A 21425-nucleotide genomic window follows, 5' to 3' on the forward strand; every position below is an offset into this window, starting at 1 on the left:
CGTTTACCAGCCGGTACCGTGCTCGGCGAGGAAGGCCGCTTCCTCGACCGTGCTTGTCCGGCCCAGAAGGGCGTTGCGATGCGGGAAGCGGCCGAAGCGCGCGATCACGTCGCGGTGCTTGCGGGCATAGTCGGCCCAGCTCGGCTCGCGGTCGAGCTGTTCGATCAACTGCACGCTGAGTTCCTGGTCGTCCAGGTTCTCGCTATGCTCCAGCGGCAGGTAGAGCATCAGCCGCTCCGGCTGGTCCAGTTCACTGTCGAAGCCGCGCGACAGGGCGTGCTTCGAGACTTGCAGCGCCAGAGCGTCCGTCGCATAGGTTTCGGGGCGATCACGGAAGATATTACGCGGCGCCTGATCCAGAAGAATGACGAGGGCGAGGCACCCGCGCGCGGTGTCCTTCCAGGCATCCAGGTGGCCCTCGGCGGCGCTGACGTGCAGAGGCAGCATCCGCTCGGCAACCTCCGTATCGAAATCCGGTGTGCTGTCGAACCAATGCGCCTTGACGCGGTCCGAGAACCAGAACGCCAGGATGTTGTCGATTGCGGCGCGTGCTTGTTCGTCCATCATCGGCCCCCAGGGTATACCGCGTCGCGTTCAGCCGCCCAGCGTGAATCGCAGATGCTCCAGACCCTTGCGATAGATGCCGCGAACCAGTTCGACCGCCTCGGCTTCCGGTGCGCCATCGGGCGCGAATCGGCCGTTCCATTCCACCGTGCAGCTCGTCGCGTCGTCGCGATGAACGCTGAGTGTGGATTCGTAGTCGCGGACGGGAAGGGGGCCGCTGACGATCGTATAGCTGTAACGCATCGCATCGTCATCGTGATTCTCCAGCCGTTCGACCAGCGGTTCTCCGGCAAGAATGTCAAGCTTGCGCAGGCGTTGCGCGCCGTCCCAGTCCTCTTCGCTTTCGTGCACGCTTGGATGCCAGCGGGCGACCTCCACAAAGTCGCCGATCGTCTCCCAAACCCGGCGAGCGGGGACATAGAGCTTGGCCGCCTCGCTTACAAGCGTCATCCGCGATGTCCTTCCGTGTCTTTACCTCATCGCATGAAGGTGCCATAGGGCGGCGGGAACCACCATACCTGCCCCCGCGGCGTGCGGCGGCGCCAATCGAGAGAAGGACAGGAGCACCCATCCCATGCAAATCACGCCCGGCATGATCCAGCCGCTGATCGCCCTTGTCGCCGGAGTCCTGGTGCTGATCCAGCCAAAGCTTCTGAACTACATCGTGGCGATCTATCTGATCGTGGTTGGCGTGCTGGGGTTGGCGCCCTATTTCTAATCGCCGTCAGCGGCGATCCTCGGCCGCGCGCTGTCTTGCCACGCGCTGGGCCGTCGCTTCGACCTCGTCGAGCGCCTGGTCGAAGAAACGGTCCAGGTGCTCGCGCATATCGGGTGCGAGGCGCAGCAGCTTGGAGCGCGCGTCCGCCGGGTTCTCGGTTTCCACGACCAGGCCGAGGCGAATCGCCGCATCCACGTACTTGCCGGCCGTGTGCGCGCTTTTGATCCCCTTGATCGCGGCCAGGGCGTCGGTCTTGCGCACGGGGGCGTCGGCCGACCAGAGTGCGGTCAGCAGGTCCCAATAGGCTGTGGAATAAAGCTCAGTGTTGCCCGCGAAGAGTTCGAGCCAGCGCCCAGTGACGCGGTCGATCATCTCTAGATAGGCGCGTCGCGCCCGGTGGCCGTGCGCCATTCCTGCCCGTCCGGCTGTTACGACTGAATTTGCATTCACATTTGCGTGTACTTTGGCTCGCGGTCCGGGTCAAGCCTCGCTCCGCGCGCGCGAAGCCGACAACAGCCCAGCCGGTGTGACAATTATATGCACTATTGAATGCATAGTTGCATGCATATATCATCTTACCCAAGCAGCCCCATGATCGAGGCTTCACCCACGGCGACGGGAGGCAGATCGCCATGTTACGCAAACCATCGATCCGGACATCGCTGTTCGCCATCCTCGCCGCCGTGACCCTGTCGACGGTGGTGCCGAGCGAGGCCGGAGCCGGGGATCGCGGCCGTTACCGCGACCATCACGGGTATTTCAGTAAGCCGTACTTCGGCTTCTTCTTTGGCTATCCCAGCTTCCAGAAGCGGCACTACGCCTACAGACCGGACTACCGCCACCGCTATTACTCGAAGCGGCATTTCCATGGCCCCAACCGATATTGGAAACATAAGCACCGCGACCGGGGGTATGGCCGGCATCGCGGACACCGTGGCCGGCATTGACGCGCGACAGCACAACGCAGACGGTTCAAGCAGGAGCAGATCCATGCGCAGATGGCTTGCCCTCGGCCTTGCGGCCGTGATGGCGTTCGTCACGCCACTTGGGGTCACCGGTGCCGCGTGGGCCGATGATGACGACGGATACCGTCACGGTCATCGCCACAAGCATCATGGGCACCGGCGCGGGGCTTATGAGAAGTACGAGTACCGCGATGGGCGCTGCAAGGTGGAAATCAAGCGCGGCCCACACGGCTACAAGGAAGAGCGCAAGTGCCGCTATGGCCGCCAGGGGCACTACAGGGGCGGCTCGCATAAGCATGCTTACCGCCAGCGGCACCGTCATCATCGTGAATACGGCCGCCAAGCACCGGAATGGCGCTCTGTCGCGCCTGCCTATGCCGACCACGGCACGCTAACCTGCAACCGGGAACTGGTCGGCCAGGTGGTGGGCGGCGCTGTGGGGGCGCTCGGGGGCTCTAATATCGGCAAGGGTAGCGGGCAACTCTATGCCGTCGCCGGCGGCGCCCTGATCGGTGTGCTGGCCGGTGGCGAAGTGGGCCGGCACATGGATCGCCTCGACCGGTCCTGCGTGAACCAGACGCTGGAGCACGTGCCCTCGGGCCAGAGCGTCGTCTGGCGCAATCCGGATTTCGACGCACGCTACGAAGCGATTCCACAGCGGACGTATCAGACGGCCGCCGGTCGCTACTGTCGTGAGTATATCACCACTGCCACGGTCGCGGGCCGCTCGCAGCAAGTCTATGGCACGGCCTGCCGGCAGCCCGATGGATCATGGGAACTGGTCGATTAGCGCAGCGCCGCGCGTGGCGAGCGACCATTAAGTCTCAGTCTCCTCTCTCCCCGAACCGGGCCGCCTTCGGGCGGCCCGATCTTTCGTTGCCAGCGAGCCATGAGCCGCAATTGCCCAATGCGTCTTTCGGCTTTATGCAGACTCTTCGCGCACTTGCGGTGGTCTTGCTTCCTCGACCAGCCGTTCCGCCGTGCGGCGGGCATGACGGGCGGGCTCCGGAGAATTCTGGAGTTGGCCCAGGCTCAGCGCGCCGTTCATGAGGAGCATCAGGGTATGGGAGAGCTCGGCTGGATTGGCGAGGCCGGCTGCGCGGGCGTTATCTTCGATGTATTGGCGCTCCGTCTCTTTGTGGCGGCGCGCGATGTCGGAAACCCTTGAACCCGAATCCGCAACCTCACTGGCGAAATTGAGCGCCGCACAGCCTCGGAAACCGGGTACGGCGAGGCGGTTCTCCAGCTTGTCGAACATCACCAGGAGCCGCTGGTATGGATCCGCCACGGATGCGTTCGTTTCTTCGATCAGCCACTCGGAGATTCGCTTGGAGCGTTCTTCCAGAACCGTTTCGACCAAATCGGTCTTGGACGGGAAGTGCCGGTAGAAGGTCATACGCGCGACGCCGGCCGTTTCGATGATTCGCTCGACACCGACGCGATTGAGGCCTTCCTGATAGAAGAGCTGCGAAGCGGCCTCGACAAGCCGGTCGCGGGCGGGGCTGCGGCGTCGATGCGTAGCGTTGGTCATAAGCGCGTTCTCCTGGAACTGATGGTCAACACCATCTCCCGCTGCACCCGGGAAAAGTGAGACCAGTCATTCTCCCCACAATCTTGTCACGGGGTCGGACATTTGTCACGGGACCGTGTCAGGGCAAGGTATCAGATCAAACGTTCCTAAAAAGAACTTTAAGATGGAGCTTAGCAGTTTGTTTTGGATACTGAAAAATCTATCCGTATATCGAAAAATCGTTTTGTTTTTAAATAAAAACTACTAATAAATAGTTAAAGTGAAATAACAATATGCCGTAAAATATCTATTATGCGGAATAAATGTTAGGCTTTATACCAAATACATTTATTGAAAGCAGAAGCAATGCGAGATTAGTTATAGAAAATATGGCGCATTCATGTGCGTTAAAGGCAATTTCGACTTGGATGGGGTGTGCATGACGCCGCCGCAGCCTGCGAGCGGCCTAGCACAACGGATCTCCAATGTACCATTCGAAGCGACGATCCCACTCCGCGCCGCACGCTTGGTCTCGCCACCCGTGACAGCCACGACATGAGTCGATAAAACGACCTACCCCGACGACGGGGTCACGCCAGGATAGCAAGATTTTCACGGAGGTTGCACGGTGACGACCAGCTTGCTGGCCACGCTTCGGCACGCGCTTCGCGGGGCGTTCGAAACGGCCGGCTTCGACCCGGAAACGGTGATTGTCGAAACCTCGCGCAGGCCGGAACTGGGACAGTTCCAGTGTAACTCCGCCATGCAGCTTGCGAAGACGCACCGGACCAAGCCTCGCGACATCGCCGAGCGTCTGGTCGCCGCGCTGGGCGCGGTGCCTTTCATCACCGACCTGGCAATCGCCGGGCCGGGCTTCGTCAACTTTAACCTCACGGACGAATTTCTGGCGGTGCGGGCGAATGACATGGCCGGCGACGCGCGCCTCGGCTTCCCGAAGGTGGAGGCGCCGGCAAAGGTCGTGATCGACTACGGCGGTCCGAACGTTGCGAAGCCGATGCACGTCGGCCACCTTCGCGCCAGCATCATCGGCGAGGCGCTGAAGCGGATCATGCGCTTCCGCGGGCACGATGTCGTCGGCGACGTTCACCTGGGCGACTGGGGCCTGCCGATCGGCATGCTGATCCACGAGCTGTCGCTGCGCCAGCCGGGTCTTCCCTATTTCGACGCCGCAAAGACCGAGGGCTTTCCCGAGGAGTCGCCGGTCACAATCGACGACCTGGAGGAGATGTATCCGGCCGCTGTGTCGCGCTGCCGCGAGAATGACGACGACATGCAGGCTGCTCGGCGCAAGACGGCGGAACTGCAGAACGGCCGGCCTGGCTACATCGCGCTATGGCGGCATTTCATGCAGACCTCGCGTGCCTCGCAGGCCGGCGACTTCGACCGCCTGGGCGTCAGCTTCGACCTGTGGCGCGGGGAAAGCGACGTCGCCGATTTGGTGCAGCCGCTAGTGCGCGACCTGCAGGCGCGCGGCATCGCCGAGGTGGATCAAGGCGCCATCCTGATCCGCTTCAAGCCGGCGGAAGACGACGGGAGCGAGGAAGAAGGGGAAGGGGATGAGGAAGAACTTACGCCCCTGATCCTCGTCACCTCGGACGGCACCGTGACCTACGCGGCAACGGACCTGGCCACGATCCAGGATCGTGTTGCGCGGCTGTCGCCGGATCTCAGCCTCTATGTCGTGGACAGCCGGCAAGGCCTGCATTTCCGGCAGGTGTTCGAGGCCGCGCAGCGGGCTGGGCTGAACGACGGCATGGGGATGGAGCACATCGGCTTCGGCACGGTGAACGGCCCCGACGGCAAGCCGCTGAAAACCCGCTCCGGCGGTGTGCCGCGCCTGGGGGACCTGCTGGATCAAGCGAACGAGGAGGCTGGCAAGCGGCTTGCGGAACACCGGCTCGGCCTTGAGTTCGGCGAAGCGGAGCGGGCCGACATCGCCCACAAGGTCGGCCTCGCGGCGATCAAGTTCGCGGACCTGAACCATCAGCGCACGGCGAACTATGCTTTCGACCTCGCCAACTTTACGCGCTTCGAGGGCAAGACAGGGCCGTACCTTCTCTACACGGTGGTGCGCTTGAACAGCGTCTTGGCCAAGGGTGGCGGCGTGCCGGCGGATGCCCGCTTCACAGCGTTCTCGACGCAGGTGGAACGCGACCTGCTGATCCGTATCGCCACGCTGCCCGAGGTGTTGAAGCGGGTGGAGGAGCGGCGAGCGCCCAACGTACTATGCGACTTCGCCTATGACTTGGCTCAGCAGATCAACGCCTTCTATCACGAGGTGCCGGTCAATCAGGAGCCGGATCCTGGCCGCCGGGCCCATCTGACGCTGTTGGTGGACGTCAGCGCCCGGGCGTTGACGCTGGTGCTGGAGCTCCTAGGCATCGAGGTGCCGGCGCGCATGTAGGGAAGCGCAGGCGGGGCTCACAACAATGCCCATGCGCTGACCGGGCATGCTCGGGTAAACTACCGTCGGCGGCGCGTGACCAGCCGTGGGAGTGCGCGCATGTTGCGGCAGGCAGTGATACCAGCCCTGGCCCTCGCACTGGCCGCCTGCGCGGCCGATGGCGGCGCGGGCGGCCATGAAGGCGGCAACGCGACGGTCAGGGCAGTGGGAACGCCGTTTCTGGTTGCTTTCAAAGTGCCCGCCTGCGTGGCGACGGTGGCGATGGCGGCACCGCTTGCGGCCATTTTCGAGATGGCGGACCCGCCGCGCCGGGCCGGGCAGGAGGCCCTGGGCTATGGTGTTTCCAGGAATTGCGGGCCCCCTTATGTGCCGGGGCCGCGGGCGAATCGCCGTGATGGAGGTTAGGTTCAGTCGGTGTCGGGCTGCCTCAGGAATCGGCGCATGGCGTCGAGGGTTTCGTCGCTGACGTGGTGTTCCACGCCCTCGGCGTCCTGCAGTGCGGCTTCCTCCGGCACGCCGATGGCGCGGAGGAATTCCAGGACGACGGCGTGGCGGGCCCGTGATTCCTCGGCCATGCTGCGGCCCTGGTCCGTCAGGAAGACGGCGCGATAGGGCTCGCTGGTGACGAGGCCACGCTCTTGCAGACGGCGAAGCATCTTGCTGACCGTCGCTTGGCGCACGTCCATGCGGCGGGCGATTTCCACGGCGCGAGCTTCACCCTTGGCGTCGCTTAGGTCCGCGATGAGCTCGACGTAGTCCTCGATCAGCTCGGTTTCGTGCGCCTTGCGGACATGGGCATGCTGGCGCGCGTGCACCTCCGGTTCCAGCATCTCGTTCGGCCGACTGCTGGTCGAGACATGCGTCAGGTTCGCGCCTTTCCGCCGAGCCGCCATGGTCCGTCTCCTCCCGGCTCGGATTTACTTGGCCGCGACACATTTAGCAAGAAACGCACACTCGGCAGCCTGCTCAAGCCTTGAGCTATCGTCTAGCCGTTCAGGCCGTTTCGCTGGACACTTCCTCGACTTCGCCAAGCTCTTCCCGCAGACGTGCGGACACGTGCTCGAAGACAGTGCGCGCCTCGGCGGGGTCGGGGTCCTGATGGTAACGCTTGCGCACGCCAAGGTCGGACAGCGTCACGTGTATCGAGGGATCGACCCCGTGCCGTTGCAGGCAACTGCGCACGCAGTGGAGTCGGCAACCGTCGAGACCGACAATCGGACGTCCGGACTGGGCCACCCGGACGAGAGAGCGGACGTCGCCCCCGACTCCGGCGATGCATGACATCTCGGCCGTCCCTGCGCGGTCCAGCCATATTGCCACGGTATTCGCCATCTGCGCCGCGTTCGAGCAGCCGGAACAGGAGTAGACGAGCGGTGGCGGTGTTTTGCCAGTGGTTCCCATACGCTCCCAATCTCCCCAATTGTGACGGTTTGTGTCAGTAATTACAGTTATTATGCACGGATTTTCGTTGTCCAGAAGAGAGCTGTACCGGTCTAATTGAATAGAGTTAGAGCTATTTAATTGTAGCCGCCAACTATCTGACACTTCTGATTTTGGTCTGGGGCTGTGCATAACATGCGACTTGTAGCCGCAGCGGCAGGCTGGCGCCCAGCAGACGCGGCGCACCACGGAAAGTCGCGCGAGTTTGCGCTGCAACAAACCGTCCCTAGGGTGTCGGACGCATATGTCCTTCCAGACGGCGGCAAACCCGCCGGATGGGGATGAAGGGGCAAATGCGATGCAGGCACTTACGGAAGAGAACAACCGGAATCGCTTGGCAGGTTCCGGACACGCTCTGACCGCCGCATGGCGCGCGCCCCACATCCCGAATCACCGTCCACGTCAGACAGCGAGAGATCAGATGCGTAAGATGCTGACCGCCGCGTGCGCCGCGGCTGCCCTTGTCGCCGCGACGCCAGTCATGGCCAAGACCGTCGAGGTAGAGATGCTGAACAGCGGCCCGAACGGCGAAATGATGGTGTTCGAGCCGGCGCTCGTCACCATCGATCCGGGCGACACCGTGCGCTTCGTGGCCACCGACAAGGGCCATAACGCCGAGACCATTCCCGGCATGCTTCCCGACGGTGCCGAGCCCTTCAAGGGCAAGTTCAACCGGGACTTCGAGATCACCTTCGATGCCGAAGGGGTTTACGGCTACAAGTGCATGCCGCACTACGCCATGGGCATGGCCGGCGTGGTGGTCGTGGGTGACGCCAGCGTCAACCTGGATGCAGCAAAGGCGGCGGCGGCGAAGGCCCCTGGCCGTGCCAAGACCCGCTTCGCACGCATGCTGGGTCAGGTCGATTGACGGCCAATCGACGGCCCCGGTTCCCTCGGGGATGCGCGGAAAAGGGCGTTCGTAACGAGCGCCCTTTTCCTTTTCCGCTTGGAAGGCTATGCCCCCTCGTCCAAGAGTTCCCGGACGTGGATATCCACCATCAACTCATTCGCGAGGCCCTCCAGGTCGTCGCGCAGCCTGTCCAGCTCGATGGTGTCGGGAATCTGGAGCTCGACGACGGCGCGGAACAAGTGACCGCCGGACATGGCGCCGCTCATGCGCTCCGTTACGATGTCGTCGATGTTGACGCCCTTCTCGCGTAGGACGCGGGTAATCTCCTGCACGATACCCGGTCGGTCGTGGCCCACGAGTTCGAGGCAGGCCGTGCGGTGAGGCCGCGCCGGCTCTCGCGCGCCCGCCTTCGCCAGGGTGAGCCGCAAGGTCTCGTCGCTCAGATCGTGCAACTTCTTTTCCAGGGCCGCGGCCTGCTCGTCGGGAACCTGTACCAGCGCGACGCCGGCAAATTGCCCGGCCAGGACAGACATCCGGCTTTCCAGCCAGCTGCCCTGGTGGTCCGCCACCGCGCTTGCCAGAAGCTCGACGAGCCCTGGCCGGTCGTTACCGACGACGGCGATGACGTACTTCGTGCTCATGTGCGGTTCTCCCTGGCTCGGCTGTCATGCTGTTGGGGCGGCGGGTCGCCGGCGGCGCCCGTTGCGGCCTTATCGTGGACGCAGCGCCATTGGGATGCAATCGGGTGGCTCCGGCATCCTAGGCTATCTCACCGGATCGGCGGCGAGGGCCTCGTGCCAGCGCCGCACCTCGTCAAGCGAGAGGAAGTTTTCCTCCATCCACTCCGGCGGGGAGAGCGCGTTCGTGTTTTCGACGTTGCTCGACCAGTAGTCGGTGACACCGAAGAGATGGGTGGGCGTTCTTTCGTCATCGGCAAGCGGCAGGATCAGCCGCTCGCCTTCGCGGTGCCGGTCAACACGCGAGTAGACGCGGCCGGTCGCGTGGACCGCGCCCGGGCCCCGCAGGACGTGGTCGAAGCGGTGCAGCACCGTCGGCAGCATGTGCGGCTCGATGACGTCTTGCAGGTACTTTCCGCGCAGCGAGAAGCCGAAGGTGGCGTTGATATGCTCGCCCGCCAACCGGTAGCGATAGGCCTCCTCCTCGACCACGTATTCCACCAGCCACACTCGGTCGAGGACGCGCCGGATCTCGTTCAGGTCGATGTGATGGCGGCTCGGCAGGGTCTTCTCGTCGCAGGCCCGCGTCCACCAGCGCGTCACTGTACGCAGGGCCCCCGACCTGAGCGGGCACATCGTCGTCAAAGCAGCTGCAACCTCTGATGGCACAAATCTTACGCTTTGTTTACCTTGTCCAATTCGCGACGCTACGCTAGCACGCGCAGTCCGCCAATATCAGGGGGTGATGTTCCATTTGAAGGTAAACCGTCGTGTCCAGGCGGGTACACTTCATGGCCCGCACGCGATATTGTCCCGCCATCCTTCGCAACGACCCCTGCCACTATCGATGATGTCCGCTTCCAGCTGTTCCTCGCCCGCGCCGCAGGCCGGGGCCGCCGAAATGAACGGACTGACGGGCTATATCGCGGGCAAGGGCTTCGAGGCCGAGCTTCGCCATGAACTGGACCTTTCGGGTGTGCGTGTCGTGGCTACGCATGGTCGCCTTGTGCTGGCGGAGGGACCGGAGCAGCGTCCCGCCTGGGCGCGGAATGTCTGGCAGTGTCCGGAGGACCTGCCGGTAGCGTCGATCAAGAAGGCGGCGCAGACCCTGCGGGGGATACAGCGCAACTGGGCGCTTCTGCCGGTGACGAGCCACCGCCGCGCCGCGCTGATCGCCGAACAGCTTCCGCATGTTTCGGCGAAGCCGCTGCCGTTCCCGGCGGAGGTCCCGAAGGCGCCGTTGGGCGGTTGGACCCTGCTGGCGCCGGATCGGATGCTGGCGGCGGCGCGAACGATCAGCCCGTTTCCCCATGGCGAGGTCAGCTTCGTAGAGGATCGTGAGAACCCGCCGAACCGGGCTTACCTGAAGTTGTGGGAAGCTTTTACGCTGATCGGCACGCATCCCGGACCAGGAGACCTCTGTCTCGACCTGGGCGCGGCGCCTGGCGGCTGGACCTGGGTGTTGCACGGTCTTGGCGCCGATGTGATTGCCGTCGACAAGGCGCCATTGGATCCGGCGGTGGAGGCCCTGCCGCGCGTTGAGGCGCGGCGCGATAGCGCCTTCGGTCTGCGCCCGCAGCATATCGGGCCAGTGGACTGGCTATGCTCGGACGTCATCTGCTATCCGGCGAAGCTGCTGGAGTTGGTCCGGCGCTGGTTGGAAGCCGGCACGGTTCGCAACTTCGTCTGCACGATCAAGTTCCAGGGCGAGACGGATTTCGAGACCCAGGCAGCCTTCGCCGCCATTCCAGGCAGCCGGCTGATGCACCTGCACCATAACAAGCACGAATTGACCTGGGTAAATCTGCAGGCCGAGCGGGGTAATGCAGGAGGTGGGCAGGCATACCAAGGTGAGCGCTGAAATGCTGGTTCTGTAAATAAACGTTTATCAAATTTTATATTCAGGCTGCGTTGCAGGAATCGATTTTGCAGTAGACATCGCTCTTGCGGCGGCGCGAGGCCAGCATGCACTATGATATCGAGAGCCGCGATTTCTCCACTGCCCGGACGATGGAGCAGGCACCAGGGAGGCACGGAGCGGTTTCATGCGTTATATTTTGCTGGGCAAGCTCGATCCGGAATGGGCCGGCCGTCAGCGCGAGCGGGTTTCCGCCGCGCGGGAGAAGGCCAAGGAACTCGGCATAGAGATCCAGGCCGTTTACTACACGCATGGCCCTTATGACTTCATCGCGCTGATCAGCGCGTCCGACCCTTATGTGGTCGAGGCCTTTGCCCTCTGGTATCTGAAAAAGAAGTTCGGTCGTATCGAGGCATCCCCTGCGCTGGACGAGTCGGCGATGGCCGACGCGGTCGACAGGATCTGACCTTTTCCGGGATTGTGCGAAGGCTGCGGCATCCGCGGCCGGGCGTTCGACGTTATCGAGGTGACGGCGCGTCAGCGACGCTCTCGAATTGGGGGCTCTCGAATTGGGGGCTGTCGAATGGGAGGGATGCCAATGAGCCAGGGTCTGAAGATTGCTGTTGTCGGATCGGCACTTGCGGCGCTTGCGTTCGCTACACCCGCCGTGGCCGAAGAACTGACCGTCGAGATGCATCTCATCAGCAAGGAGGGCGTGGGCAAGTCTATCGGCACTGCGCATGCGTCCGACACCGACAACGGGCTGTTGCTGAAGCTGGACCTCGCCGCCGAGTTGTCGCCGGGGCCGCATGGGTTCCACGTCCATGAAAACCCAAGCTGCGAGCCCGCCATGAAGGACGGCGAGCCGGTGGCCGGGCTGGCCGCCGGCGGGCACTTCGATCCGGAAGGGACCGGCAAGCATATGGGGCCCAGCGGAACCGGCCACCTGGGCGATCTGCCGGTCATTTATGTCGAGGTGGACGAGGATGGCGCCCTGCCGGTCCGGCGGCCGCTGCTCGCCCCGCGTCTCAAGGTGGCGGATCTCAGGGGGCGTTCACTGGTGATCCATGCGCAGGGCGACAATTACCGTGACGAGCCGGAGCCTCTTGGCGGTGGGGGCGCCCGCGTTGCCTGTGGTGTCGTGCCGGAATGATCTTTCGGATGAGCCTCTTGCGCGGCACGCAATGTTGCTTATTTGTTTCGTGCCCGGACAGTTCCGAGCCGCTGGGCGCTAGTGCCCGGCGTGGTGCGCGGCCTTCGCGTGCCGCGCTGGAGGTGGACGATGACGACGACTACAGGCGGAAAGGGCTGGTTGGAACGCCACGAAAAGGCCGCTTACTGGGTTGGCGGCGTGGCCATGGCGGCGGCCGTCGCGGCCATTCTACTGTACTTCTGGTTTACGGGAGAACCGACGCCGCCGGCCAGCATGGGTTGACCGTCCAAAGGCGATGGCGCGGCCGTATCCTCGGCTGCGCCATTCCATTTCATGCACAACCCCGCGTAGTCGGGGTGCGGTCGGCACCGTCTGGGATCATGGTGAGCCGTTGAGCGGTCAAGGAGGGCTCCTGGTATGGTGCTCCTGACGGTTGGCGTGCTGCTCGGCGATCCTCGGCTTCCCTATCCCTACGCTGTCGACGGGACGTTCGGGACCGAGGAGATCGAGGCCGTCCGGCATCTCAATGCGGCCCTGTCAAAGCTTGTGGGGTGGCGTTTCACTTTCCTCGACGATCACAAGTCGCTTATCGACGATCTGCGGAACCGGCGTCCTGGGCTGGTCCTGAACTTCTGCGATACCGGATTCAGGAATAGCTGGGAACTAGAGCGCAATATTCCCGCGCTGTTGGAAATCCTCGATATTCCATACACAGGCGCCGATCCCATGGGGATCAGCATCAGCACTGACAAGGCGCTTGTGCGCGTCCTGGCAGCCGGGCAGGGTATGCCTGTTCCCAATGAAACCTACGTCGACCTCACCGCTGATCCGCTTGTCCTCCCAAGCATCTATCCCTGCCTCATAAAGCCGAACAGCAGTGGCGGCAGCTTTGGCATCACACGCGATTGCGTGGTGCACGATTCGGCAGAGGCGGAGGAATATCTGCGCTGGCTGGCGGCAAAGCTCACCACGCCGGACGCGCTGATCCAGGATTTCCTGACCGGGAGGGAATACACAGTGGGCCTCGTCGGCAATCCGCAAGGCGGCTTCACGGTCCTGCCGCCGCTGGAGATCGATTACAGCGACCTGGACTTCGGCCTGCCGCCGATCCTGACCTACGGTTCGAAAGCCGACCCGCGGTCCCCCTACTGGAACAAGCTGCGCTTCCGCCAGGCGGAGCTCGACGATGTGAAGTGGAGCCAGCTCGTCGATCATTCCGTCAGGCTGTTCCGCCGGCTGGCGCTGCGGGATTACGCGCGCTTCGATTACCGGGAGGGAGATGACGGCCAGCCGCGTCTATTGGATGCCAACACGAACCCGACATGGTACTGGGACGGCAAGCTGGCGATGATGGCGGGGTGGGCCGGTTACCCCTACCACGAACTGCTGCGGCTTATCCTGGAAGCGGCGGCGGCGCGCTATGGCATGGACGTCGCGCGGTAGGGAGACGGTTCATTCCCTTCTCGCCTCAAAGCAGATCGCGCGTCACCTCCTCGTCCCATTCCCGACGGGCAAAGAGGTCGGTTCCCTCGTAAGCCTTCAGGATGCCGCGAACGCGGAACGTACGCGCCGTCGCCGTGAGTTGCGTTCGGCATTCCAGGCGGGTCGACCAGTCCCCGCGGCGGTGCGTTGTCACCTGTTCGATAACCGCCTCGGCCAAGTCGGGATCGTATTCGTGAATCGTATAGGTCTTGGAGATCGTATAGCCCACGGTAAGGTCGATATCCTCGATCCGGGCGAGGGCCGCCCCGCCGAAATCGCCGCCGTCGCTGGAGATCCGGTAGACCGTCATGTTCGTCGTGAGATCGCGTTCCACCCTGCGGCGGAAGGGCGCCGTCGACAGCGTGGTCAGCTCGGGCCTGGGGCCGCGTTCCGGCAATGCGAACGGGCGCAAGCTGTCGTCGGCCTCGCGTGGGGGACGCTGCGGAAGCTCCAACCAGCTCGTACCTGTATAAACGGTCAGATTGACGGGCTCCGGCGCTGGCCAGATCACGGGCCAGTAGCTGGTGGATACCGAGATGCGGATCGTGTGGTGTGGGCTGAAAGCATAGGCGCTCGCGTTCAGCTTCAACGACACCCGGTAGCGCTGCCCAGGCTCCAGCGGTTCCGGCCGTTCCCGACTCTCACGCTGCGTCAGGTTGAGGATGCCGTAGCTCACCCGCGTTGATGCGCCGTCGGGGGCGACGTCGTTCAGGCGAACGATAACATAAGCAACGGGACGGTCCACCGCCAAGTCGAGCGAGACGACAGGCGAGCCGAGAATCTCCAGGCGCTGGTCCAGCGGATCGGAATCGAAGACCAGGGACTTGCCGTCGTCCTCGCGCTGGTCGGTCGGCGCCTCGCCTTCCGCACCGAAACCGTACCAGTCGCCCGCCGCCAGACCGGTCGTCTGGGGAGAGGCGATGCGCATCCGGTCTTCCTTGTCGGGCCGCTCGCCCAGCGAAAGGACGTTCAGGTACCAGCGGCGAGATTCGATGCGCGGCGAGGGCCATGCCTCCTCGGCCACCCATCGGCCGGGCCGTTCCTCATACATCGGGGCCGGCGGGACGTATTCCTCCATCCACACGCGAAGCTGCGGTTCGTCCATGATTCCCGTGTCCTGGCCCATGAGCCAGTGGTCCCACCAGCGCAGCGCTTCCTGGAAAAACCCGATGCTGGGGCCGGGCAGGGCTGCGTGCGGAAAGGCGTGAGACCACGGCCCAATCAGCGCCTTTCTCGGGACCTTCAAGCCTTCCATCAGGCGCGGGATGGCGTTCGAGTAGCCGTCGCTCCAGCCGCCGACCGCGTAGACGGGGCAGGCGATCGATTCGTAGTCCTCCCCGACCGATCCGTGTTTCCAGTAGTCGTCCCGGTGCGGATGGCGCATCCAGACGAGCGGGTAGAGCACGGCGTTGTCGATCCGGTGACGCCACTTGGCCCGCCAGTCGCGGCCGACGATGTCGGGATCCGGCGGGCAGGTCGCGCAGGAGAGAAACACCGACCCCCAGCTCAGGTTCTCGTTCAGGAGACATCCGCCCTGGTAGTGAACGTCGTCGCCATAGCGGTCGTCGGTCGAGCACATCGTGATGATGGCCTTGAGCGCAGGCGGGCGGAGGGCAGCGACCTGCAGCGCGTTGAAGCCGCCCCAGGAGATTCCCATCATGCCGACGTCGCCGGTGCTCCATGGCTGCTGGACGATCCACTCGATGGCCTCGACCGCGTCGTCCAGCTCCTGTTGCAGGTACTCATCGAGAAGGAGGCCGTCGGAATCGCCCGAGCCTCGAAGGTCGAGGCGGATCGAGGCATAGCCGTGTCCGGCGAAATAGCGGTGCAGCGGCTCGTCGCGCAGGCGCGTGAAGTCCCGTTTGCGATAGGGCATGTACTCCAGGATCGCGGGAACCGGCCTTTGGTCCGCGTCGGAGGGCAACCAGATGCGCGCCGCAAGTCGGCAGCCGTCCGACATCGGGATCCAGACATTCTCGATGACCCGCACCTTGCGCGGGAAGTCGCTGACGATCTTCACGGCATCTCCTGTCACGACATCGGCGTCTGCGCCGTTACACGAGGGGAACGCCTTGATTTGCCCTGGCGTTCACGAGGCACGGAAGGTCAGGAGTCGAAACGTGATGCACGAAAGTGGTGCCGCCGATATCGAGGTGATCGAAAATACTTGGATCGCCATGTCGGACGGCTGCCGCCTGGCCGCCAAGGTCTGGCTGCCGGTTAACGCGGCGAACCGGCCGATTCCCGCGATCCTGGAGTATATTCCCTACCGCAAGCGAGACTTCAAGCGGATCCGGGACTGCGAGATCCACGGTTTCTTCGCCCGGCATGGCTACGCCGCCGTTCGCGTCGATCTGCGCGGCAGCGGCGATTCCGAGGGTGTCCTGAGCGACGAGTATTTGCCGCAGGAACTGGCGGACGGTGTCGAGGTCATACGATGGATCGCCACACAGCCGTGGTGCGACGGCCGCGTCGGCATGATCGGAATATCCTGGGGCGGCTTCAACGGGCTGCAGATTGCTGCTCTGCAGTCGCCGGAGCTACGGGCCGTCATCACCGTCTGCTCTTCCGACGATCGCTATACGGACGACGTCCACTACATGGGCGGTTGCCTGTTAACCGATAACCTCTCCTGGGCGTCGGTCATGCTTTCCTACAATTCCTGTCCGCCCGATCCCGAAATCGTCGGCGCGCGTTGGCGGGACATGTGGCTCCAGCGTCTCGACGGCAGCGGCCTCTGGCTGCAGAACTGGCTGGAGCATCAGCGCCGCGACGCCTTCTGGCGTCACGGCTCGGTTTGTGAGGACTTCGCGGCCATTCGTTGTCCGGTGTTCGCGGTTTCCGGCTGGGCGGACGGTTACTGCAATACCGTCTTCCGGCTACTCCGGAATCTTCGGGTACCCCGCAAGGGCCTTGTCGGGCCGTGGGGGCACAAGTATCCGCACATAGGCGGGCCCGGCCCATCCATCGATTTCCTGTCGGAGTGCGTTCGCTGGTGGGATCGCTGGCTGAAGGAGATCGACAACGGGCTGGATGACGAACCCATGCTGCGCGCCTGGATGCAGGACACCGTGTCCCCGATCAGTGACGACCGTCCAGGCCGTTGGGTAGCAGAGGAAGATTGGCCCAGCGCTCGGATCGGCAATGAGACCTATTCTTTGACGCCCACCGGACTGCATCGAGATGCGGGTGAGACAGCCGGCGCAGATCTGTCAATTCGGAGCCCCCTCAGTGTGGGTCTGTTCGCCGGCAAATGGTGCAGCTATTCCGAAAGCACCGACCTTCCCACCGATCAGCGGCTGGAGGATGGGGGCTCGTTGACATTCGACAGCCCGCCATTGCCCGAGGATCTGGAGATCCTCGGGCAGCCTTTGGTTGAACTTGAGTTATCGGCGAACAGGCCGCAGGCGATGGTCGCCGTGCGTCTTTCCGATATCGGACCCGACGGAACGGTCACGCTGGTAACCTACGGCCTTCTGAACCTCAGCCACCGCGAGGGCCATGCCCAGCCACAGCCGGTCGTTCCAGGCGAGCGTTACAGGGTCACTGTCCGGCTGAACAACGTCGGGCAGCGCTTCCCCGCCGGGAACCGCATCAGGGTGGCGGTCTCGACATCGTACTGGCCGCTTGCCTGGCCTTCGCCGGAACCGGCGACCCTGACGATTCATACCGGCGGTAGCGGGCTCGTTCTGCCGGTGCGGCCGGAAAGCGGGCTGGATGCGGGCATGTACGACCTGGGTGCTCCAAGAACGGCGGCCGGGCCGCCGACGACGCTCCTGACGCCGGCGCATCGCGAGTGGACGGTGCTTTTCAACTTGGCCACCAATGAAGCGGTGCTACAGGTCATTGACAACGATGGCCGCTGGCGGCTCGACGATATCGGCCTCGCCATCGGCTACGATGTGAACGAGCGATATGCCTACTGCAACGACGACTACACCACTGTTTGCGGTGAGGTCACCAACAGGCGCTCGTTCGAACGCGGCGACTGGAGCATTGCGACGACGACGCGCACGATTCTGACATCGACATCGACTCACTTCCGGATTCACGCCGCCGTCGATGCGTATGAAGGAGAGGACCGCATCTTCTCAAGGAACTGGGACGAGACGATTGCGCGCGATAATATGTGAATCACCGGTAGACTTCCCGATGCCCGGGATTCCCTGCTATTTGGCGGTCCGTGTGAGCCAACGCGACGCTTGAGCCAAAATGCCCTTGGCGAAGCCTGACAGATTCACGAACAAATCAATCAGCCGGGAGTCGACGCGGGTGGGCCTTTTGTAGCAGTCTCGCGGCCTTTCCCAGGGGATCATGGAGCGATTATGGCGAACCAACAAGGCGAGGCCGGCGGGCGGGAGCGGCTGCGGGCCTGGTCGATTCATATTCTGACGGCAATCGGAATGCTGCCGGGCCTGATGGCCCTCGCGGCGATTTTCGAGAACGATGCACCGCTTGCGCTCATCTGGCTCGGCATCGCCCTGGCGGTCGACAGCCTGGACGGTCCCCTGGCGCGACGTTACCGGGTGACAGAGGTACTGCCCCGGATCGATGGGGCAATCCTCGATCATGTCGTCGATTACACGACCTACACGCTGATCCCCGCGATTTTCCTTTATCGCTTCGGCCTGGTTCCCGCTGGTTTCGAGCTTCCCGCCGCCGGCTTCATCATGGTGGTTTCGCTCTACTGCTTCGCGAACAAGGAGATGAAGACGGGGGACAACTTCTTCTCCGGCTTCCCAGCTACCTGGAACGTCGCGGTCCTCTATTTCTACATCCTGAACAGCGACCCCGTGCTGAACCTGATCGTCGTGCTGGTCTGTGGCGTGCTGATTTTCGTGCCGATGAAGTTCGTGCACCCCTTCCGGGTCCACCGCCTGCGGCCGGTGACAATTCCCCTGACCCTCGTGTGGGCGGCCCTGGCCGTGCATCTGGTTCTGGAAAGCCGGGGCGCCGCCGAGGCGGCGACAGCGTCCCCAACGGCCTACTGGGTCTTCATCGTCGTGTCGCTGTATTTCCTGGGGTTGAGTGTCTGGCGCTCGTTGCGCGGGCGGCTGGGATAGGCCGACCGCCCTGCTATTCCTCGCTCAACGCCGTCAGGAAGATATCGGCGTAACGGTCCAGCTTACTGCGGCCCACGCCGGGGATGGCGGCGAAGGCGTCGCGGTTTCGCGGCCGCTGGCGCACCAGCTCGATCAGCGTGGCGTCGGTGAAGACGACGTAGGGCGGCACCCCCTGGGCACCGGCAAGCTCCGCCCGCTTGCCGCGCAGTTTCTGGAAAAGCTGTTCCTGCTCCGGCGACAGCGATTGCAGCGTGGCCCTCGTCTCCGCGCGGCCGCGCCGCCGGCCGCCGCCTTCGGGCTCCTTGCGCAGGGTGACGCCAGCCTCTCCGCGCAGGACCGGGACCACCCGCTCGCGATCCGCCAGCCGCAGCACGCCGTGATTCTCGACGTCGACAACGACCAGGCCCGCGGCGGCGAGCTGTCGGACGATGCCTTGCCAGCGCTTCGCTGGAAGGTGTTTGCCGGCGCCGAACACGCCCAGCGTGTCGTGGCCCCGGCGGGTGACCTTCTCGGTCTCCTTGCCGGTGAGCACGTCGACGATATGACCCGCGCCAAACGACTGACCGCAGCGGTAGATGGCGGAAAGCAGCAGCCGCGCCTCGTGCGTGCCGTCCTCGGTTTCCACCGGTGTAAGGCAGGTGTCGCAGTTGCCGCAGGCCTCGCTCGTTTCGCCGAAATATTCCAGCAGGACCTGCCTGCGGCAGCGCGCGGTTTCGCAATACCCCAGCAGGGACTCGAGCTTGCGCTGCTCCAGGCGCTTGATGTCATCGGGCGCGTCGGAGGATTCGACCAGCCGGCGCAGCCGCGCCACGTCCTGCAGGCCGTAGAGCATGAGCGCTTCGGCGGGCAGGGAGTCGCGCCCGGCACGGCCGGTTTCCTGGTAATAGGCCTCGAAGGTCTTCGGCATGTCGAGGTGCGCGACGAAGCGCACGTCGGGCTTATCGATGCCCATGCCGAAGGCGATGGTGGCGACCATCACCAGCCCGTCTTCGTTGACGAAGCGGTGGTGGCGGTCCGCCCGCTCCTCGGCGGGCATGCCGGCATGGTAGCCGAGCGCCTTGATGCCCTCGCGCCGCAGCATCTCCGCCACTTCCTCGACGCGCTTGCGGCTCATGCAATAGACGATGCCGCTTTCTCCCGCGTGGGAGCGTTTGATGAAGTCCAGAAGCTGGCGGTTCGCGCTCGTCTTCACCTGCACGCGGTAGCGGATATTCGGCCGGTCGAAGCTGGCGACGAATTCCCGCGCGCCTTCCAGGCATAGCTGCGCGCGGATGTCCCGCCGGGTCACCGCGTCGGCGGTCGCGGTAAGCACCACGCGCGGCACTTGGGGGAAGCGCTCGGCCAGCATGGGCAGGCGGCGATACTCTGGGCGGAAGTCATGGCCCCACTGGCTGACGCAATGGGCCTCGTCGATAGCGAAGAGGGCAAGAGGCACCCGCGCGAGCTGGTCCAGCAGGCTGCCCGCCGTCAGTCGCTCCGGCGAGACGTAGAGGAGGTCCAGCTCGCCCGCGTCGATTGCCCGGCGGACGTCGCGCGCCGCCTCCGGCTCCAGCGAGGAAGTGAGCGCCGCCGCCGGCACGCCCATCTGGCGCAACTGCGCCACCTGGTCCTGCATCAAGGCGATTAGCGGCGAAACCACCACCGCGAGGCCGGGACGAACCAGGGCGGGAACCTGGTAGCAGATCGATTTACCGCCGCCGGTGGGCATCAGAACCAGCGCATCCCCGCCGGCCACGACATGATCCACGATCTCCCCCTGACCGGGTCGGAAATCGGCATGGCCGAACACGGTCTTCAGGACGGAACGTGTATCGCTGGCGAGCGGTGTGGCGGCCTCGGGCATCGAATCGACTGTAGGTTCGCTGATCGCCCCAACTAGCCGTCGATAGCTTGAATGTCCAATGTTGAGGGGCAGCTCACCAGGGCAGCGGCATGCCGTCGTGGCTGAAGAAGCCGCCGGTCTGCTCCGGCGTCAGGCCATCAATCACGCGCAACAGCCGCGCCGCCGCCGCGTCCGGCTGCCGAACCGTCAGACCGTCCTTCGAGAACGGCTCGGACAGGTCGGTCGCAACGGTGCCGGGATGCAGGGCGACGCAGATCGCCTCCCGGCGCTTGCGGGTCAGCTCGATGGCGGCCGTGTGGACAAGCTGGTTCAACGCCGCCTTGGATGCACGGTACGAATACCAGCCGCCGTAGCTGTTGTCGGCGATGCTGCCGACCTTCGCCGATAGCGTGGCAAAGACGGACTTCCCCTCGCGCGGCAGCAGGGGCAGGAAATGCTTCATCAAAAGCGCCGGGCCGATGGCGTTGACGGCGAAGGCGTGTGCCATGTGCGCGGGATCGATCTGCCGCCAGCTTTTCTCGGGCATGAAGCCGCGGCCGTGCAGGAAGCCGGTGCAGTCCACGACCAGCCGCAAGTCGCGTCCGCTGTCCTTCAGCCACTGCGCGGCGGCGGCGATGCTGGCCTCTTCGCCCAGATCGAGTGGGCGCGACGTGCCGCGCGCGAAGCGATGTACGGCATTGAAGGTGTCGCTGCGTAACAGATGCGTCGCCACAGCGGTGCCGAGACCGCCTGTGGCACCGATGACCACGGCATCGCCGCCCGCCGGGAAAGAGGCGAGGTCTTCGTAAGTGACAGATTCGGCATCGCTGATCATGCGATTGAAGTAGGGCGGCAAGCCACTGCGTCATCCCTGCGTCGGCAGCGCATCGGCCATGCA

The 21425-nt window shown here is 64.1% G+C and carries 24 protein-coding genes; 13 read left to right on the forward strand and 11 right to left on the reverse strand.

The genetic code is table 11. The annotated features are described in order from the left end of the window. Positions 1 to 3: 3 nt before the first annotated feature. Both DRB17_RS06735 and DRB17_RS06740 read right to left on the reverse strand, forming a co-directional pair. On the reverse strand, positions 4 to 564 hold the full coding sequence (locus DRB17_RS06735; protein ID WP_114581484.1) for a DUF924 family protein: 561 nt from the start codon (positions 562 to 564) through the stop codon (positions 4 to 6). A 30-nt stretch (positions 565 to 594) separates the two neighbouring features. Further along, complete coding sequence (locus DRB17_RS06740; RefSeq protein WP_114581424.1) at positions 595 to 1014, reverse strand: SRPBCC family protein; 420 nt, start codon at positions 1012 to 1014, stop codon at positions 595 to 597. Positions 1015 to 1138: 124 nt separating this feature from the next. On the opposite strand from DRB17_RS06740, the gene DRB17_RS06745 reads away from it, so the two are divergent. Continuing rightward, positions 1139 to 1282 (forward strand): DUF3096 domain-containing protein, encoded by a 144-nt coding sequence (locus tag DRB17_RS06745; protein ID WP_114581425.1) that lies wholly within the window; start codon positions 1139 to 1141, stop codon positions 1280 to 1282. Between the two features lie 6 nt (positions 1283 to 1288). Here DRB17_RS06745 and DRB17_RS06750 read toward each other — a convergent pair whose 3' ends face one another. After that, positions 1289 to 1693 carry a hypothetical protein gene (locus DRB17_RS06750; RefSeq protein ID WP_114581426.1) on the reverse strand — a complete coding sequence of 135 codons (405 nt, stop codon included), beginning with the start codon at positions 1691 to 1693 and terminating at the stop codon, positions 1289 to 1291. Positions 1694 to 1914: 221 nt separating this feature from the next. Between DRB17_RS06750 and DRB17_RS19890 the strand changes: the two genes are divergently transcribed. Together DRB17_RS19890 and DRB17_RS06755 are read left to right on the forward strand one after the other, a co-directional pair. Next, positions 1915 to 2229, forward strand: a complete 315-nt coding sequence (locus tag DRB17_RS19890; RefSeq protein WP_147274830.1) for a hypothetical protein — start codon at positions 1915 to 1917, stop codon at positions 2227 to 2229. 43 nt (positions 2230 to 2272) lie between these two features. After that, entirely contained in the window at positions 2273 to 3037 is a 765-nt protein-coding gene (locus DRB17_RS06755; protein ID WP_161958727.1) for a DVU3141 family protein, read from the forward strand. 132 nt (positions 3038 to 3169) lie between these two features. On the opposite strand, the gene DRB17_RS06760 is transcribed toward DRB17_RS06755, so the two are convergent. Then, positions 3170 to 3778: a TetR/AcrR family transcriptional regulator gene (locus DRB17_RS06760; RefSeq protein ID WP_114581428.1), complete on the reverse strand. Its 609-nt coding sequence runs from the start codon at positions 3776 to 3778 to the stop codon at positions 3170 to 3172. Positions 3779 to 4385: 607 nt separating this feature from the next. Between DRB17_RS06760 and argS the strand changes: the two genes are divergently transcribed. Further along, positions 4386 to 6182 carry an arginine--tRNA ligase gene (gene argS / locus DRB17_RS06765; protein WP_114581429.1) on the forward strand — a complete coding sequence of 599 codons (1797 nt, stop codon included), beginning with the start codon at positions 4386 to 4388 and terminating at the stop codon, positions 6180 to 6182. A gap of 99 nt (positions 6183 to 6281) precedes the next feature. Next, on the forward strand, positions 6282 to 6587 hold the full coding sequence (locus DRB17_RS06770; RefSeq protein ID WP_114581430.1) for a hypothetical protein: 306 nt from the start codon (positions 6282 to 6284) through the stop codon (positions 6585 to 6587). 2 nt (positions 6588 to 6589) lie between these two features. On the opposite strand, the gene mntR is transcribed toward DRB17_RS06770, so the two are convergent. Together mntR and DRB17_RS06780 are read right to left on the reverse strand one after the other, a co-directional pair. Continuing rightward, positions 6590 to 7075, reverse strand: a complete 486-nt coding sequence (mntR, locus tag DRB17_RS06775; RefSeq protein ID WP_114581431.1) for a manganese-binding transcriptional regulator MntR — start codon at positions 7073 to 7075, stop codon at positions 6590 to 6592. Positions 7076 to 7175: 100 nt separating this feature from the next. Beyond that, positions 7176 to 7583: a putative zinc-binding protein gene (locus tag DRB17_RS06780; protein ID WP_114581432.1), complete on the reverse strand. Its 408-nt coding sequence runs from the start codon at positions 7581 to 7583 to the stop codon at positions 7176 to 7178. Positions 7584 to 8043: 460 nt separating this feature from the next. On the opposite strand from DRB17_RS06780, the gene DRB17_RS06785 reads away from it, so the two are divergent. Continuing rightward, the gene (locus DRB17_RS06785) at positions 8044 to 8490 is read left to right on the forward strand and encodes a pseudoazurin (RefSeq protein WP_114581433.1); all 447 of its coding nucleotides are present in this window, start codon (positions 8044 to 8046) and stop codon (positions 8488 to 8490) included. A gap of 86 nt (positions 8491 to 8576) precedes the next feature. Here the strand turns inward: DRB17_RS06785 and DRB17_RS06790 are convergent, their stop codons facing one another. Then, the gene (locus DRB17_RS06790; protein ID WP_114581434.1) at positions 8577 to 9113 is read right to left on the reverse strand and encodes a glycine cleavage system transcriptional repressor; all 537 of its coding nucleotides are present in this window, start codon (positions 9111 to 9113) and stop codon (positions 8577 to 8579) included. A 123-nt stretch (positions 9114 to 9236) separates the two neighbouring features. Then, positions 9237 to 9752 carry a PAS domain-containing protein gene (locus tag DRB17_RS06795; protein WP_161958728.1) on the reverse strand — a complete coding sequence of 172 codons (516 nt, stop codon included), beginning with the start codon at positions 9750 to 9752 and terminating at the stop codon, positions 9237 to 9239. Positions 9753 to 10050: 298 nt separating this feature from the next. On the opposite strand from DRB17_RS06795, the gene DRB17_RS06800 reads away from it, so the two are divergent. The 5 genes from DRB17_RS06800 (at position 10051) to DRB17_RS06815 (ending at position 13603) form a co-directional block, all read left to right on the forward strand. Continuing rightward, positions 10051 to 11010, forward strand: a complete 960-nt coding sequence (locus tag DRB17_RS06800) for an SAM-dependent methyltransferase (RefSeq protein ID WP_114581485.1) — start codon at positions 10051 to 10053, stop codon at positions 11008 to 11010. Positions 11011 to 11194: 184 nt separating this feature from the next. Further along, positions 11195 to 11473 (forward strand): GYD domain-containing protein, encoded by a 279-nt coding sequence (locus tag DRB17_RS06805; protein WP_114581436.1) that lies wholly within the window; start codon positions 11195 to 11197, stop codon positions 11471 to 11473. A 132-nt stretch (positions 11474 to 11605) separates the two neighbouring features. Continuing rightward, positions 11606 to 12160 carry a superoxide dismutase family protein gene (gene sodC, locus DRB17_RS06810; RefSeq protein ID WP_114581437.1) on the forward strand — a complete coding sequence of 185 codons (555 nt, stop codon included), beginning with the start codon at positions 11606 to 11608 and terminating at the stop codon, positions 12158 to 12160. Between the two features lie 129 nt (positions 12161 to 12289). After that, positions 12290 to 12442: a hypothetical protein gene (locus DRB17_RS20175; protein ID WP_153242363.1), complete on the forward strand. Its 153-nt coding sequence runs from the start codon at positions 12290 to 12292 to the stop codon at positions 12440 to 12442. Positions 12443 to 12577: 135 nt separating this feature from the next. After that, positions 12578 to 13603, forward strand: a complete 1026-nt coding sequence (locus DRB17_RS06815; protein ID WP_114581438.1) for a D-alanine--D-alanine ligase family protein — start codon at positions 12578 to 12580, stop codon at positions 13601 to 13603. A 25-nt stretch (positions 13604 to 13628) separates the two neighbouring features. On the opposite strand, the gene DRB17_RS06820 is transcribed toward DRB17_RS06815, so the two are convergent. Further along, the gene (locus DRB17_RS06820) at positions 13629 to 15662 is read right to left on the reverse strand and encodes a CocE/NonD family hydrolase (RefSeq protein ID WP_114581439.1); all 2034 of its coding nucleotides are present in this window, start codon (positions 15660 to 15662) and stop codon (positions 13629 to 13631) included. A 103-nt stretch (positions 15663 to 15765) separates the two neighbouring features. Between DRB17_RS06820 and DRB17_RS06825 the strand changes: the two genes are divergently transcribed. Both DRB17_RS06825 and DRB17_RS06830 read left to right on the forward strand, forming a co-directional pair. Then, the gene (locus tag DRB17_RS06825; protein WP_114581440.1) at positions 15766 to 17775 is read left to right on the forward strand and encodes a CocE/NonD family hydrolase; all 2010 of its coding nucleotides are present in this window, start codon (positions 15766 to 15768) and stop codon (positions 17773 to 17775) included. A 192-nt stretch (positions 17776 to 17967) separates the two neighbouring features. Beyond that, positions 17968 to 18705, forward strand: a complete 738-nt coding sequence (locus DRB17_RS06830; RefSeq protein ID WP_114581441.1) for a CDP-alcohol phosphatidyltransferase family protein — start codon at positions 17968 to 17970, stop codon at positions 18703 to 18705. 13 nt (positions 18706 to 18718) lie between these two features. Here the strand turns inward: DRB17_RS06830 and recQ are convergent, their stop codons facing one another. After that, the gene (gene recQ / locus DRB17_RS06835) at positions 18719 to 20548 is read right to left on the reverse strand and encodes a DNA helicase RecQ (RefSeq protein WP_114581442.1); all 1830 of its coding nucleotides are present in this window, start codon (positions 20546 to 20548) and stop codon (positions 18719 to 18721) included. A gap of 73 nt (positions 20549 to 20621) precedes the next feature. Further along, positions 20622 to 21383, reverse strand: coding sequence for an SDR family oxidoreductase (locus DRB17_RS06840; RefSeq protein WP_241503760.1), 762 nt, complete (start codon positions 21381 to 21383; stop codon positions 20622 to 20624). Positions 21384 to 21425: the final 42 nt, after the last annotated feature.

It is taken from the genome of Ferruginivarius sediminum (assembly GCF_003344765.1).
Classification (GTDB): Bacteria; Pseudomonadota; Alphaproteobacteria; order Kiloniellales; family Rhodovibrionaceae; genus Ferruginivarius; species Ferruginivarius sediminum.